This window comes from Syntrophorhabdales bacterium (assembly GCA_035541455.1).
In the GTDB taxonomy this organism is placed as follows: domain Bacteria; phylum Desulfobacterota; class Syntrophorhabdia; order Syntrophorhabdales; family WCHB1-27; genus JADGQN01.
In genome coordinates this window covers 20391-35891 of record DATKNH010000158.1, presented here as the reverse complement: position 1 = coordinate 35891, position 15501 = coordinate 20391, and the positions used below count along the sequence as shown (strand labels likewise).

Annotated in this window: 15 protein-coding genes; 4 read left to right on the top strand and 11 right to left on the bottom strand. The window is 53.6% G+C overall.

Features of this window, described 5'->3' with window-relative positions; genetic code table 11:
* The 5 genes from VMT71_16990 to VMT71_16970 form a co-directional block, all read right to left on the bottom strand.
* Window positions 1-909, bottom strand: a 909-nt coding sequence (locus VMT71_16990; GenBank protein ID HVN25666.1) for a hypothetical protein, incomplete at its 3' end; no start/stop codon positions are given.
* Window positions 910-1073: 164 nt separating this feature from the next.
* Window positions 1074-2297, bottom strand: a complete 1224-nt coding sequence (locus tag VMT71_16985; GenBank protein ID HVN25665.1) for an ABC transporter substrate-binding protein — start codon at window positions 2295-2297, stop codon at window positions 1074-1076.
* Window positions 2298-2437: 140 nt separating this feature from the next.
* Complete coding sequence (locus VMT71_16980) at window positions 2438-2758, bottom strand: hypothetical protein (GenBank protein HVN25664.1); 321 nt, start codon at window positions 2756-2758, stop codon at window positions 2438-2440.
* Window positions 2759-3125: 367 nt separating this feature from the next.
* Window positions 3126-4124 carry a tripartite tricarboxylate transporter substrate binding protein gene (locus VMT71_16975; GenBank protein ID HVN25663.1) on the bottom strand — a complete coding sequence of 333 codons (999 nt, stop codon included), beginning with the start codon at window positions 4122-4124 and terminating at the stop codon, window positions 3126-3128.
* 166 nt (window positions 4125-4290) lie between these two features.
* Window positions 4291-5301, bottom strand: coding sequence for an amidohydrolase family protein (locus VMT71_16970; protein HVN25662.1), 1011 nt, complete (start codon window positions 5299-5301; stop codon window positions 4291-4293).
* Window positions 5302-5501: 200 nt separating this feature from the next.
* Here VMT71_16970 and VMT71_16965 point away from each other — a divergent pair, with 200 nt between their 5' ends.
* A complete protein-coding gene (locus VMT71_16965; protein ID HVN25661.1) occupies window positions 5502-6293 on the top strand; it encodes a lipopolysaccharide kinase InaA family protein in 792 nt (263 codons plus the stop codon).
* A gap of 148 nt (window positions 6294-6441) precedes the next feature.
* Window positions 6442-7644, top strand: a complete 1203-nt coding sequence (locus VMT71_16960; GenBank protein HVN25660.1) for a multidrug effflux MFS transporter — start codon at window positions 6442-6444, stop codon at window positions 7642-7644.
* Here VMT71_16960 and VMT71_16955 read toward each other — a convergent pair.
* Together VMT71_16955 and VMT71_16950 are read right to left on the bottom strand one after the other, a co-directional pair.
* A complete protein-coding gene (locus VMT71_16955; protein HVN25659.1) occupies window positions 7626-8825 on the bottom strand; it encodes a hypothetical protein in 1200 nt (399 codons plus the stop codon). The genes VMT71_16960 and VMT71_16955 overlap by 19 nt on opposite strands.
* Window positions 8818-9540, bottom strand: a complete 723-nt coding sequence (locus VMT71_16950) for a DUF5714 domain-containing protein (protein ID HVN25658.1) — start codon at window positions 9538-9540, stop codon at window positions 8818-8820. The genes VMT71_16955 and VMT71_16950 overlap by 8 nt, the downstream gene beginning before the upstream one ends.
* Window positions 9541-9635: 95 nt before the next feature.
* Here VMT71_16950 and VMT71_16945 point away from each other — a divergent pair, with 95 nt between their 5' ends.
* A complete protein-coding gene (locus VMT71_16945) occupies window positions 9636-10520 on the top strand; it encodes a PAC2 family protein (GenBank protein HVN25657.1) in 885 nt (294 codons plus the stop codon).
* A gap of 108 nt (window positions 10521-10628) precedes the next feature.
* Window positions 10629-11708, top strand: coding sequence for a hypothetical protein (locus VMT71_16940; GenBank protein HVN25656.1), 1080 nt, complete (start codon window positions 10629-10631; stop codon window positions 11706-11708).
* A 141-nt stretch (window positions 11709-11849) separates the two neighbouring features.
* Here the strand turns inward: VMT71_16940 and VMT71_16935 are convergent, their stop codons facing one another.
* Genes VMT71_16935 through ispH form a run of 4 tightly spaced genes read right to left on the bottom strand, consistent with a single transcriptional unit; the run spans window position 11850 to window position 15497 of the window.
* Complete coding sequence (locus VMT71_16935) at window positions 11850-12734, bottom strand: lysophospholipid acyltransferase family protein (GenBank protein HVN25655.1); 885 nt, start codon at window positions 12732-12734, stop codon at window positions 11850-11852.
* A gap of 18 nt (window positions 12735-12752) precedes the next feature.
* The gene (locus VMT71_16930; GenBank protein HVN25654.1) at window positions 12753-12926 is read right to left on the bottom strand and encodes a Trm112 family protein; all 174 of its coding nucleotides are present in this window, start codon (window positions 12924-12926) and stop codon (window positions 12753-12755) included.
* An 8-nt stretch (window positions 12927-12934) separates the two neighbouring features.
* Window positions 12935-14662, bottom strand: a complete 1728-nt coding sequence (locus tag VMT71_16925; GenBank protein ID HVN25653.1) for a 30S ribosomal protein S1 — start codon at window positions 14660-14662, stop codon at window positions 12935-12937.
* A 10-nt stretch (window positions 14663-14672) separates the two neighbouring features.
* Window positions 14673-15497 carry a 4-hydroxy-3-methylbut-2-enyl diphosphate reductase gene (ispH, locus tag VMT71_16920; protein HVN25652.1) on the bottom strand — a complete coding sequence of 275 codons (825 nt, stop codon included), beginning with the start codon at window positions 15495-15497 and terminating at the stop codon, window positions 14673-14675.
* Between the last annotated feature and the right edge of the window lie 4 nt (window positions 15498-15501).

Here is a 15501-nt window from a genome sequence, read left to right as displayed (position 1 = left end):
GCGCAGCCAGGCGTCCCAGAAGGCCGTGCTGAGCGAGAGGATGACCTGATGGTAGTCGAGCTTGCGTTTTCCGGTCACCCGGAGCGGGGTGCGGTCGGTGAACGCACCGTGTTCGGCCCCGTCCAGCACCAGCTCATACTTTCCTCCCGGAGGCAACGCGGCAAACACAGCCAGCCGCGACTTCAGGTCGCCATCTTTCGTTCCGGTCATCAGCATCCAGGGGATTTTTACGCTGCCGAATGCCTCTTTGGTATTACCGTTACGATTAGGGCTGCTGGGACTCATCGCGATAGCGGCCGTAATGCGTGAGTCGGCGTACGAGAATCTGCCGTGTGAGAAAACCTGACCGCTCACGGCCTGCGTCGTTGCTGCGCCTAGTGAATGACCCGACATACCGACCCGGTTCAGGTCCAACATTCCCTTAAGCGCATGGCCGTCGGACGTGTTCCAGTATTCGAGCTGGTCAAGCACGGCAGGGATGTCTTTCACCCGTGACAGGAAGCTTTCGCCCACCGCCACGTTCTTCTTTGGGGTCATGCGCTGCACCGCAGGTTCGTCTGAGGAGCGGCCGCCCCGATGATCGAGAAAGACCGCCACGTACCCACGGGATGCCCAGTGCCTGCCGAGGTACGCACACTCGGTGCGCGAGCCTCCCAGCCCGTGACTGAACAACACGACCGGTACGGGCGTCTTGACCGACGGGAGGTAGACACGAATGGGGATCTCGCGTTGACGTCCCCGGTCCTTTACCGTAAAGTCAAGTGTTTCGAATCTACTCTGATCGGAGACAGTCAGGGGATCATAGGACTGTTCAGCTAGAGCTGCCCGTGCCCCGGACAGCAGCAAGCTGAGAACAAGTACGCATAACAGCTTCCGGTGCCTGAGTATGATGAGCCCTGTCTCTTTCATCGATTTCTCCAGCGAAGCCCACAGTTCTTTCAGATGCCGGTCGTAATCTTGCCGTTATAATGCGAAGGGGTCAGATTAGGCTTCTCGCAGAAAGACTTGAACTACCGCGTCTCCAAGGGGGGCCACCTGAGCAATGACCCCCATATTAGGCCGCACTGCCCGGCTTACTTCGGCGCCTTCCGTGTCTTCAAAACCTGTGCGCAGGATGGTACGCCGTCAGCAGCCGTAACCATGATAATATCCGTGGCGATCAGGAAATCCTTGTACTCGGGCACTTTTTTTGTAACCCCGACAAATGTGGGCAACATCAGCTGGTGATCGCATTTCCGCAACTCGAGCCTGCCTACGGCGCTCGTATCCAGGACCATGCCTTCGAGCGCATCGATGAATTTTTCCCTGTCGGTGCTCCCCGCCTTCTGGTAGGCCTTTGCGATAAACTGACCCGTCACGTAACCAAAGAACGAAGGCTGGGTCGGGTACTTATTGTAGCTCTTCTGGTATTCAGCGACAAACGCCTTGTTCTCCGGGGTTTGCGGATAGTAGAAGAGATAGTTCGCGGTGCCCCAGACGCCTTCGGGGCCGTCAATGCCGTTTGGCACCAGAATGGTGTGGTCGATCGCGGTGTGCTGGTAGAGCGGTATGGCCTGGCTCAGGCCGGTTGCTTTGGCTGCCTTCTGAAAACCTATGACACTGGCACCGCTATTGCCCATGATGAGGAAGTCGGGCTTCGCAGCCAGTATCGCGGTTATGTACGGACCAAAGTCAGTCTCCCCTACCTTCCACCAGCTTTGGCCAAGGAGTTGTACGCCTGGCTTCAAGATTTTTAGATTATTCCAGACGGCATCGGTAATGGCGTGTCCATATTCCATATCGTCGCCGGCAATCCAATACTTTGTGTACGGTTTCTTTGCAAGTACCTGCGCCATAGCTTTTCCGGGCATGGACGTATTTTCGTCCATCTGGAACACGTACCGGTGACCGAGCTCACCGGATATTTTATCACTCTTGGCCCCTGTGCAAAGAAATGGGATCTTCTCCTTCTTGGCAAAGTCGGAGACTGCGAGGGCTGCGGCGCTGCTGATCGTACCGATCAGGATATCGACCCTCTCCTTCATCACGAGCTCTTTGGCCATCGCTAAAGAGACATCAGGTTTGAACTTGTCGTCTCTCGTAACATACTCGATCTTCGCGCCGAGGACTCCACCTTTTGCATTGACCTCGTTGATTGCCATCTTGAATCCGTTAAGGTTATCAATGCACATGGGAGCGGCGCCGCCGGTGTAAGCATCGATGACACCTATCTTGATAGTGTTTGCAGCGAGGGCAGAAGAAGCGATCAGCAGTAAACCCGACACAACGACGGCAATGAACGACACTAAGCGATTCATGGAATATCCTCCTTTAGGCGTTAGCATGAGAATGATAAACGAATTGCCTAAAATTAACCGGCAGTCCCCAATTTGAATATAACAGACGCGGCGGGTCTGTCAACGTAAATGCTTATGTGCCTGTACTGGAAATCTTTATTTCAGCTTCTTCGACCGCAAGTTTCGGCTGTTGAGGCGTATCCCGCACTATCCTCTTCCAGGAACTTTTTGATCTCAGGCATCCTATCCCGGTTGATGCTGTATCGCGTCGGCAGATTTTGCATCTTGCGCTCCAGCACCAGCCCGTCATTGACCAAGGCGACGAGGGCATTGCTGACTACTTGGCGCGTGAAGCGTTTTTCCGTAAGCCACCAGTCCATGATCCCGTTCAAGGAATCCTGGGCGAACGGATGATCCGCCAGATACGCCAAAATCTCATAGGCGGCTTGTGACTCTTTCGAAATGTCTGTGACGCGCTTCATTGGAGCCACCCCTGCCGCAGGACCTAGGACGTTCCGGTCAACGTCCCCTCACCCTGCCAGGCGCGCAGGCCTCCGTAGCCAGCAGCTGTTGTGTGATGTTGTTCCATTATCGATGCAAAAATAATGCCGCATTAACGCTTCAGGCTCCAAGGGCTTGCGGTCGCAAAGGATGACGGGTCTTTGCTCCCCTCGCTCCTCAAGAAAATGGGTGGACTTCCCTACAGTTTTCTGCCCGCGACGCAGGTTTTTCCATACGTGCCCCTACTGCTTTTCGCAAAGTACCTGGGAACTCGAGCTGAGCCTTTCAGGAAATGCTTTAGAGTTTGATGCTGTGAGCACCTGAAAGACGCTTATGCCCCCACACTAATCAGTACGGCTGGGTGGCAGGTTCTTTGATAAGGCCTGTTTCTTTCATTGACTTTTCCAGGGATACCCACAGCTCTTTCAGGTGACGGTCGTAATCCTTGCTGTTGTAATACGCAGGGATCAGATTAAGCTTCTCGCAGACAGACTTAAACTGCGGCGTCTCCATGCCCTTCGTGAAAGCGGTCTCCAGCTTTGTGACGATGTCCGGAGGAAGACCGGCGGGTCCGAAAATTGAAAAAACAGTCTCATTCACAAAATCGTAACCCTGCTCCCTGAACGTTGGGATATCGGGGAAGGCGGCGGAGCGTTTGTACTCGTGCGTGCCCAGGACCCGCAAGCTTCCGGCAAGCGCAAAGGGCACCCATTCAGGCCCGACAGAACCTGCATCGAGGTGGCCGCCAAGCACTGCGGTCATCGCGGGCGCACTGCCTGTATAGGGCACGTGCACCCACTTTATGCCCTCTTTGTAAGCAAGGTACTCCATCGCATGGTGAGGCGCAGTACCAACGCCGGGCGTACCGTACTTTATTTTTCCCGGATTCTTCTTTGCATAGTCAAGGAACTCCTTCAACGTCTTCCAGGGTGCACCGGTTTTCACAACAAGCCCGGAGTTGTGCGCACCTACGTATGCCATAATGGGAGTGAAGCTCTTCAGCGGCTTGTACGTCACTTTCTGTATCTGGGGGGTCCGCACGATGCCGGTGCTCCCCGCCTGACAGATCGTGTATCCGTCAGGCTTTGCGTTTGCGACGTTTGCAAGCGCAAGCGTCCCGCCTCCACCGCCTTTGTTGTCCATGATGATGGGTTGACCCAGATATTTCTCGGCTCCGACTGCGAGAGCGCGGAAACTCATGTCTGAACTGCCGCCGGCTGCGTACGAAATCGAGGCCATAATAGGCTTGTCGGGGTATTCAGCACAAACTGCAGATGGTGCACAAAGAGCAGACATAGCAAGAAGCAGCAGGCTCACGAACACTTGTACCTTGCCGGCTCTTTTCATAACTACCCTCCTCGTTCGGGACTCACCCCAAAGGAGCGTTAAGCGTCAGGCATCAAGTGGGGACAGCACCAATCACCGAGATCACGTCTACAGCAAAGAGCCCGTTACTTGGCGCCGCTCTTCTTATCACTCAACGCCTAACGCTTAACACTCAACACGCTATTTATCACTTAAGCTTCAGCAGCTTTCTTGCATTACCCTCATAGATAGCCTTCCGCTCGGCATCCGTTATCTGCAGCTTATCGATGATATCGATCGTCCAGCGGATGTAGGCCGAGCCCCTTTCCGGGTCGAAGGGCGAGTCTGAAGCAAAGAGTACCTTGTCCGCTCCAAAGAAGTTGAGCCCGCAAACTGTTGCCGACATTGAGCCGAAAACCGCAGTGTCAGCATAGAACATGCGAAAATAGTCGATCGGCCGTTTTTTCAGTTTTTTCAGAAGCAGTGAGTAGTCCTCATCGGACGTACGGGTGCCCAGCTGATCCCACCCCGGCCCCACGCGCCCCTCGAAGTATGGGATCATTGCTCCCAGGTGATGCGTAATAATCTTGATGTTGGGATGTTTGTCGAATAGACCGGCAAACACGAGATGGGCCATGGCCACGCTGGTCTCGTAGGGCCATCCAAAGGTCCACCATATCTCGTAATGGCTCTTCTTCTCGCCCTTGTAATCGGGAAAATCGGCCCCCCGGGCGGGGTGCAGCCAGATGGGCAGGTCGAGTTCTGCCATGAGATCGAAGAGCGGCATGGTCTCCGGTTTATCCAGAGGCCTGCCCAGCACATTACTGAATATCTGCACGCCGACCGCACCAAGATCCTTCACTGCGCGGCGCGCTTCAGCGAGCAGCCCCTCAGGGTCATTCATGGGAAGCGAGGCAATGAAGCCGGGAAAGCGATCAGGATATTTCCGCACGATCTCTGCCATTCCGTCGTTGGCAATCTTTGCCATTTCCGTGGCAAGAGGCGGAGCGCCGTAGACCTCTATAGGCGGTGCGCCGAGACACAAAACCTGCACGTAGTCATCGCCGAACTTGTCCATGATGCGGAATCGCTCTTCGAGGTCCACAATGCATGGAATAGCCCGCACGCGCTTGTGCATATCCTTCCCCCCGGGCAGCACTTCGACCATTTTATCGAAATACGCCTTCGGAAAGATGTGATTAAAAATATCGATCTTCATACAATCTCCTTTCACGTGATAATCCAAATGTCCCTCGGAGGGACCTGGTTCAACCCATTATCTGATTGTCAGACATTCAGGACCTAATTCTGCTATAGCCTTTCGAACTCTGTCAAGTGAATTGTTTAGAACAGGTGTCCATTCGCTGATCGGGAGGTTCGGGGTTGTTTCGGTGCTGAGTCTGAGTTACTATTTCTTCCATGGCTTCAACCGAACAATACAGAACATTCCTGGTGACGTGCTACGCAGAGCCTGTGGCGGCTTCCGACCTCGTCGAGAAGATGCTGAGGGCCCCCGCACTGCAGCACGAAGGACGCGCCGGCCTTAAGATCCTGGACGTAGCAGGAAGAAGAATCGCCTGCAGAAAATATACTCACGGAGGTTTATTCAGGGCCCTCATGCGCGACGTATTCTTTTCTGCAGCGCGAAGCGCACAGGAGGTCGAGGTGATGCTCCTTCTCAAGCGGAGCGGCTTTCCTGTAGTGACGCCTTTTGCCACTGTCACAGAAGTGGGCGGCCTTCGGAAGAGGCTCTACCTGTGTACACTCCTGGAAGAAGGGGCCATGAACCTGCTCGACCACCTGAAACGGTCGGGAGCAAGGGCAAGGTTGCGGGCTGTGAAAAGATTTGCCTCATTGGTGTGGGAACTGGAGCGCGCCGGCGTCTACCATCCCGACCTCCATCTTAAGAACGTAGTCCTGACATCTGACGGGAACATGCTCTTTCTCGATTTCGACAAGGCGTCAAGAAGGCTGATGCGACAAAAGGATGCGATGTCGATGATCTATAGGCTGGCCCGTTACGTGGACAAGATGCAGCGGCAGGGAGAGTTGCGCATTGACGATCGCGAACGGGCTCTGTTCTTGAGAACGTACGAGAGGCTGTCAAAGCGATCCATCATGGAGGAGATGCGGAGAACGCTCAAGACAAGAGATATAGTTCACAGAATCGGGTGGTGGGTGGAGTCTCTACTCTATGACGATTCCCGATAAGGCAACCTTCAAGACGAAGCAGGCCCATTCATGAGCACCCGCCCCGCTCTGACGACCAGTTAGATGGCGCGCCCGAAGAAGACCTCGGGCAGACCTCCGCGCGACTTCGTGCTGTTGCGTCACAATTCTTTATGTCGTAAGCTTCTGCGTGAACCGACCCCAGCAAACGCAACATAGACTCGTACTGCTCCTCCTCGCTTCCCTTTCCGCCCTGGGACCTTTTTCAGTCGATATGTATCTGCCCGGCTTCCCCGCCATCGCGGACGGCCTGAACACAGACATCGCTCATGTGGCGCTTTCGCTGACGAGCTATTTCATAGGTATGGCCATCGGGCAGTTGGCGTACGGTCCGATCATGGACCGGTACGGGCGAAGAAGGCCGCTTCTTGCAGGGCTTATCCTGTACATAGCGGCTGCTTTTGGTTGTGCTCTCTCTCCATCTATACACTTTCTGATCGCGCTGCGGCTGTTTCTGGCTCTCGGCGGCTGCGTGGGCTTCGTCGGCAGCAGGGCAATGGTACGCGATCTTTTTTCCGGGAGCGAGATCGCTCGCGTGCTCTCAATGCTGATAATGGTCTTCGGTATTGCTCCCATTGTGGCGCCCACCATAGGCGGTCTGGTGGTAGCTGCTCTCGGTTGGCGATTTATTTTCGTCATTCTGGCGGGCATCGCGACGTTGATCTTTATCGCGGTCGGCTGGTTCCTTCCAGAGAGCAAGGGGGTGGACGCTTCCATTTCATTGCGACCCAGGCAGGTTGGACTCGAATATCTGACGGTGTACAGAGAGCCAGGCTTCTTGAGACACACGCTGGCCAATGCTGCTGCGACAGCGGGCTTTTTTGCCTACATCTCGGGCTCGCCTTTCGTCTACATGAAACTACTGGGCTTCACCGAAACACAATTCGGGTGGATATACGGGGCCAACGTGTTGGGTCTGGTTATAGCCGCACAGTTCAACAGGATCTGGTTAAAGAAGCACAGCGGCAGGAAAGTCTTGATGAGAGCCAACGCTGTTCAGGCGGGCGTGGCGCTCATACTGATAACCGCTGTCTATGTAGGTCTCATCGGAGCGACGACAATGGTCGTGCTCATCTTCTGCTACCTTTTCTGTTTCGGGCTTGTCGGCCCGAATGTCATGGCGCTCGCATTACGTCCGTTCACGAGAAATGCAGGCAGCGCTTCCGCCCTGATCGGAAGCATCCAGATGGTAGCGGGGGCATCGGCATCCGCCCTGGTGAGCTACCTACACAACGGAACGGCCAGGCCTATGACCACGTTGATGGGAAGTTGCGCCGTGATCTCTCTTTTGTTGCTCGGTACTATCCGGGTCACTCACGAAGGATCGGCATAAAGGGTCACATATCCCTGGGGTGCAAGGGAGGTCGCGAGCATCACCATATTAATGTCTCGATGATCAGTCCAGCTTCTGACGTTCCGGTGCTCTGGATCAAGCCAGAAACCGTCAATCAGCTCACCTAGTCTCTCGTAGTTTTTCAACGCCTCAACCAAATTCCTCACATCATGTTGTTCGCCGAACGTCCTCGTTTTTGCACGTACAAGGCCGGAAAGCCTGTCTGCTGCTTTCAATCCGATTGAAAGTCCCAACTCCCGGAAAGCAAGACGGTGCTTCGCGGGCATTCGCAAAGTATCCTCTGACGCAAACGATTCCAACCCCAGGATCGAGGCGCGCAGCAGGTTCAAAAGCAGGTCTGTTCCCGCGAAAGCACCTTTCGTCATCAGCTGGCCAATCCTGAAGGCATCAGCGAGCAGGCCGCCGATGCCGAGGGGATCATCAGACACCCAGTTTCTTCCCTGGCACATAGCAGCCAGATCAGTAATCTCAGACTCCAGATCCGTCTTTGCGGGAGCCGGGCCCAACCCGGCGGTAACATCGAGCTGGGTAAAGGTGATCAATCCGTCGAGTGGATCGTGGAGACCCATGGAGGGCACGAGAGCATGGGAAAGATCTGTGCTCATCTTCCAGTACATCCGCTTCTCACCATCGGCAAAAGGCGTATATACAAATCCGGCCTGGGCCCTTTTGGCCAGTTCAATAGCCCATCGATTATATCTGAAATCTCCGGTGACACACGTGACGCGGTCGAGGGCATGCATCCATTTGGTGAGGTAATGATAGTACTGCCCGTCCCGGTCCCATTCCAGGCGCTCGTCAGGAGGTTCGTCCGGCTTGCGTTCTCGCAGTTGCTTACCTATCCGTAGCCCGCCCACAGTGGGATGGAGCGCGCCCTCCTGCTCACCGAGTCCGCTGAGCCAGCCGCTTCGCTCGTCGTCCTGTCGAAAACGGCCAAGCACATTGTGTACCTGATCCACAAGCTGCAGCGCCAGATGCATGAAACTCTCTTCATGGTACTCCTCGTAAAGCCCGAGAAAGTTGCACACCGCAAAAGCATCCGTCCACAGATACCGCCTCGGTGAGCCTGTGGCGGGCCGCAATCCGGTTGCTTTTGCAAACTCGATCATAATTTCTCGAGCCACTGCCACGGCTTCTTCTCGCTGCGTGTCGTCACTCATGTGCCAGGCCCTCTGGATAAAACCTGCAGTCTCTCTTTCTACATTCCTTATTCAATGAATGGAACTGACACTTCAGCTTTTCAGTGCTCCAACCGACCTCTACTCCGAACCCTTCTTTAATGAAGGAGACAGCCTCCTGTATTGCCAGAAAGGAATTCCTCTTGCAGCAGCGAGGTCCGCCCGCGTTCGCGATTTCAAGGAGGCTCTTCGCGGTCATGAGATTTGAGAGCCTCCACTCCTTCCTGGACAGCGGTGTCGCGCCGGTCAGAACGCTCACTGCTATGCCAGTGCCAACCGCAGCGCCGCAGTCACCATAGAAACCGCAGAAGCCTCCGAGTACATTTTCTGACCGCTTACGGGCCTGTTTTACCTTCTTCTCCTTTTCATCCTGCTCTCCTGCTCTTGTGTTGTAGAAAGCAGAAATCAGCACAGCCGGAACGAGAAAGTGGTGCTCAGGACCGTGCATTTTCAGGGCCGGGCTCTTCATGAGGGTCAACGCCATCTCCATGGGGTTCTTTGAAGAGCTTTCTATGGTAAATCGCTCGATCAGATCGTTGGCAGACAGGGCATGACACGCGTCGCAGACAAAATGTCTGTCAACACACCTCGCCTGTGTGGGAAAAACGCGGTTACAAAAAATGCAGTTGAGCTCCTCAGCCTCTTTCAGATAGATAAGTTCTTTACCGCAGAAAAGGCATCCGCTCTTGTGTTCCATGCTCATCATCCCTCAGCATTGTCTACTCAATAAAAACAATTTGTTCTATACTATTGCTATCCATTATAACGCATCTCAGCAGGAGTACCAGTATCATGAGAATCGGAGCTTTTGAACTGAGCGGACCAGTCCCCGAGTTGCATGAGCCGTACGCCATTGTTATTCTTCACCCCTGGATTGATGTGAACAATGTCGGAACCATGGTGCTTGATGAGCTGGAGACCCGCTATGAGGCAAGGGAGCTGGCAAGGCTCGCCAATCCCGGTCATTTCTTCGATTTTACCCGTTACCGCCCTACGCTTATACGCGAAGAGGGTATCCGCAAAGTGACCGTACCCAATGTAACTGTTCGCTACGCGAGGAGAGAAGGAGATCACGATCTTTTCTTTCTTCATCTCCTCGAACCCCATGCGCTATCAGAAATGTATGTCGGCTCCATCCTGGAACTACTGACGAGATGCAAGGTGAAGAAGTACATCCTTATCGGAAGCATGTATGACGTGGTCCCCCATACAAGGCCGCTGATAGTCAATGGTGGTGCGACGGGAAAGGAGGCTCTTCAGGACTTGAAAAAATCGGGCGCCTTCGAGAGCACCTATGAAGGCCCTACGACTATCACGTTTCTGATCATGCAGAAAGCACCAGACCTTGGTGTGGAGACCATCTCATTTATTGTCTCCCTGCCTCAGTACGCTGTATTGGAGGAGGATTATGTGGGCAAGCTGAGGCTGATGGAAATTCTGAACGTGCTCTACGGCATCCCGATTGATAAGAAAGACTTCGAGAAAGCCCTTGAACAGCGCGGGCTGATCAACCAGCGGGTGGACGCAACGCCGACATTGAAAAGTCTCCTTCCCCAACTGGAGACTCTGTACGAAGAGCGGATCAGGTCGAAGGAGGGCGAGTCACTGCCCAGACTCACCTCAGAGATGGAAGAGCTCCTTTGGAAGACAATGGGAAAGGACGTAGGTAAGGCCTGACCCGAACACGGTCTGCAGGGAGCGAGCTTCAAAGCCGCCAATCAGCCGGATATTGGAAAGTCCGTGCCTGCGTGAGCGTATACCCGACAGACTCTAGCCCCGGAGGTCATGATGAGGTCCAGATTCCCTGTCTTTTTCCTCTCTCTCACCAGTCTCTGCTTTCTGGGATGCTGGTGTAAGCCCCTGCTCCATTATTCTCTGGAGACACCAGCGCTCACTCTGACGCCGGTATCGTTGGCCAAAAACGAGGACGGACGCGGTCGGTTCCGAGAGATCTATTCTGCCGTGCAACGCGATCATGGTGCGTCCCTGCCTCACGATCGCCCTTGCGAGGAAGTGGTAGTGCGTCTCCAGGATGAGCCACAGGAAAAAGGCACGCCGGTATGGCTCGGGGAGGCAAGACTCAAGCTGCGTATTCTCGTTGTATCCGGTATTTACGCGGAATGCATCAGCCGAATAACCAATGCATATTCGTATGCCCTGAAGAACCTGGAGCGATACGGTTATCGAACGGGTGAGATTCGTGTGAGCGGCCGATCGAGCAGTGCGTATAATGCCACTCAGATCAGAGACGCACTAATGACATTGGATCTGCAGCCAGAAGAAAAGGTAGCACTCATCGGCTATTCCAAAGGGACCCCCGATATTATGGAGGCTGTCACTTCATATCCCCAGATACTCGATAGGGTGCTCGCGGTGGTCTCAATCGCCGGCGCCGTGGGTGGATCTCCGCTGGCCGAGATGCTGGAGGAACCCTACCAACAGTTGCTTGCGAAAGTCCCTGCGGAACAGTGTCCTCCCGGAGAGGGAGATCCCCTGGAGAGCCTGAAGCCGGCGACGCGCCAACTATGGTTGTCACGCAACTCTCTCCCTAAATCGGTGAAGTATTTCTCCCTTGCTACCTTTGCGGGAAGAGATGATATTTCGGCACTTCTGCGACCGACCTACGACCGGTTGGCCTCCATCGATCCACGCAACGACAGCCAACTCATTTACTACAACCAGGTCATTCCCGGAGCCACGTTTCTCGGCTATGTAAAAGCCGATCACTGGGCAGTCGCAATGCCTTTCTCTCAGGACATGCCCCTGCTTTCATCTACCGTGCTCAACAAAAACAAATTCCCTCGCGAAGTCCTCCTGGAAGCGGTCATCCGGTTTGTGGAGGAAAAGCTCCTCTCTCCTGAGTAACGTCATGACATTTGGCGGTGGTAAAGATCGGCAACATGATAATGCCAGCCTGAGGCTTGAACCGGAGGCGTACTATTTTAGTACGTCGAGGATACACGACGACGAAGGCAACGCAGGAAGGCGCAAAAGATGGCCTGGCATTTAATAAGCGTCGCGGCCGAAGCGACGGTGCACCAAGAACCACTCCTCCGGGTGTTCCTCAACCAGCGACTCGAGAAATGCATTGACCTTTCTGGCATTCTTGTAAACCAAATCCTCTATATTCCCTTTCCTCTCTATCTCAATCGGCTTGGAGTAGACCATGGTGTATCTCAGAAAGCCTTCTCTCCTCAAATAGACAGGCACCATGGGAGAGCCTGTTCTCATGGCAAGCATGACTATGCCTTTCGACGTCGGAACCTTCTCCCCGAATAGCTCCACAAAGACACCCCTCGACCGCTTCTCCCGCTGGTCGCCAAGTATCGCCACGATCCTGTTCTCTCTCAGGTATTTCATCGCATCCCTCGCCGTATCCTGATTGGGAATCACGGTAAGGCCGGTCGCAGCGCGCAAGCGGTTTATGAAACCCTGGAGGAATCGTTGTCCCTTGAGGGGCCTCGCAAGCGCTATTACCTCGCGATGCAGCAGGAATGAAGCAATGCCCATGATCTCCCAGTTGCCGTAATGGAATACAAGGGCCAGTATGCCCTTGTTGAGCCTCATGGCCTCTTCTACAAGGTGCACGTTCTCCATACGAAAACGCTCCGGGAAGTCTTTCCTGGAAAGGTAAGGGATCAGGAGGAGCTCTACGAAGTTGATGCCCAGCTTTTCAAAACATGAACGCACTACGCCATAGGCTTCAGCATCGGAAATGGACTTTTTTATTTTTTTCACATTGGCCAGCGCAATCTTTTTGCGCCGCGGGAGGACCCGAAGGGCCATCCTGCCGAGCGAGGCGCCGACTCCCGCTGCCCACGTTTCGGGTAGAATCCGCAGAAATTGTTGAAAGAGTCTTACAGCGAAGAATGAGAGAAGGTCAACCACCACGCGAGTGATCTTTGACGGCTATTCTTTGAGAGGCGTAGCCTCATCAATAAGCATCACTGGTATATCGTCCTGTATGCGATAGACGAGCTTACACTTGTCACAGATAAGGCCGTTGCCGGAAGCGTTGAGACGTATGTCACCCTTGCATTGAGGACAGCACAGAATATCGAGTAATTCCTTCTTTATTGGCATGCTTCCCCCTATGTCTCCTTGTCGTGGTTGTTTCTGGCTATCGCTGGTACCAGGTAATCGCCCAGCGTCGAGAGGGCGCCGCGAGGCTCCTCTTTGACGGAGAATTCGTCCGCTTCCTTCTTCTCCTCCATCTTTTTCAAGGCCTTAACCGAAAGGCCGATACGTTTTTCTCTCTCGTCCACGTGAATAACAATAGCCCGTACCTTGTCGTCCATAGCAAAGACTTCTGACGGGTGTTTTCCTTTTGCGGCATCAAGCTCGGACAGATGTATAAGACCCTCGATACCCTCCTCAATTTCGACAAAGACGCCAAAATCGGTGATGCTGGTAACGAAGCCCTCAACTGTATCTCCAACGCGGTAACGTTCAGGCAGCCCTTTCCACGGGTCTTCCTTGAGGCGCTTGAGGCTCAGAGAGAACTTTCGCTGCTCAGGGTCGATGTTCAGGACCAGAGCCTCTATCGGAGTCCCTTTCTTAAATCCCTCAGAGGAGAGTCCTCTTCTCCTCGACCATGAGAGTTCAGATACATGAACCAGTCCATCAATACCGTCGTCTATGCCGATGAAAAGGCCGAAGTCTGTCAGGTTCTTTACTTTCCCCTGGACAATAGTGCCGGGCTTATACTTCTCGGCGAGTTCTTTCCAGGGATCAGGGAGCAACTGTTTCATCCCAAGGGATATTCTCTTTTTCTCCGGATCGATGTCCAGCACCAGAAGGTCTAACACATCACCTCTCGAGACGAGCTTGCCAGGGTTCTTTAATTTCTTGTCCCAACTCATCTCGCTGACATGGAGAAGACCCTCCAGTCCTGCCTCCAGCTCAACAAAGACGCCGTAATCAACAACCCCTACCGCCTTACCCCGCACCCGACTTCCCACGGGATATCGTTCCTCTACCTTAAGCCACGGGTCTCCCTTCAGTTGCTTTATACCCACCGAGACCTTTCTCTTCTCCTCGTCAACACCGATCACCTTGACCTTAATTTCATCGCCAAGCTTCAGATACTCTTTGGGGTGGTTGATCCTCCCCCACGTTATATCATTGATGTAGAGGAAGCCGTCAGCGCCGCCGAGATCAACAAAAGCACCGTAATCAGTGATGCTCTTGACGAATCCGTAGAGCACCTGCCCCTCTTTTACGTTCTTCCAAAACTCTTTTCTCTTACGATCCCGCTCCTCTTCGAGGAGTTGCCTGCGTGACAGGATCACGTTGTCTTTTTTCCTGTTCACTTTGATCGCTTTGAATTTGAGATGTCTACCCACAAAGGACGCAGGGTTCTTGACGGGTTTCAGATCCACCTGGGATATGGGAAGAAAGGCATTGACTCCGATGTCTACGAGGAAGCCACCCTTTACCTCCGAGATAACCGTGCCGTCCAGGGCCAGTCCTTCCTCCAAAGACTTGTCGATATTCTGCCACAACCTGATCGTATCCACCCTCTGCTTTGACAGAACGAGAAGACCGTCTTTCTCTTCCCGGCCGACCACCATGACTTCAACTTCGTCACCCACCTGCACCGTGAGATTGCCTGATTTGTCGAGCGCTTCGCTCAGGGTAAGCTTACCTTCTGATTTCAAGCCGACATCCACGATCACGCTGTCATTGACTATATTGATCACCCTGCCTTTATGGATATTCCCTTCCTGCAGGGTCTTCATCGAGGTCTCGTAGAGCTCCTTCATCTCCTCATCGGTTCGTTCTCCCTGCGTGCCGCTGTTTTCAGAAGTATCAACCATGCCCTTCCCCCTAAAGATTTTTTACAAGCCTCTCCACGTTTTCAATGGCTGAATCAGGAGTTGACGTTCCCCCTGTTATGCCCACTTTCTTTATACCGGTGAACCACTCAGGCTTTACGTCTTGTTCTGTCTCTATATGATAGCTTCTGGGTTGCACTTTTTTCACCATGTGATAAAGCTTCGTGGTGTTGGAACTGGAGCGGCCACCTACCACCAGCATCACCTCGACCCGTCCCGCGAGATCCACCGCCTGTTGCTTTCTCAGGAAAGTGCTTCCACAGATTGTGTTATATACTCTAATCTCCTCGGCCCGGTCCATCAAGCCCCCGACTATCCTTTTCAGCGTCTCGAGATCCTGTGTGGTCTGGCAGACTACTCCAATTTTGGTGGCTTCGATGGGATGGGGATGTTGCATTACAATACCATCATTGTCCAAATAACTCAACACGCTCCTGACCTCGGGGTGCTTCTCATCCCCTACAATGACAACGGTGTACCCCTGCCTCTTCAGTTGGAGGGCCCGTGTCCGCACCTTTTTTACGAAAGGGCAGACTGCATCGATGACGGTTAGTTCTTTCCTGCGGATCTCCTCCTCTTCCTTCTTCTCTATGCCATGAGACCTGTAGCAGATTACTCCGTTTTTAATGTTACGCACATCCTCAATGGGGATGACTCCTTTCTCCTCGAGCGACGCAACCACTTGTGGGTTGTGGACGAGAGGTCCCAGCGAATGAATCTTTCCGCCGTTCTTCTCCAGTTCTTTCAGCGCTTTTGCAATAGCCCTCTTCACGCCGAAGCAGAAGCCGATCTGGTCTGTCTTGTAGGTCTCAATCATGAAT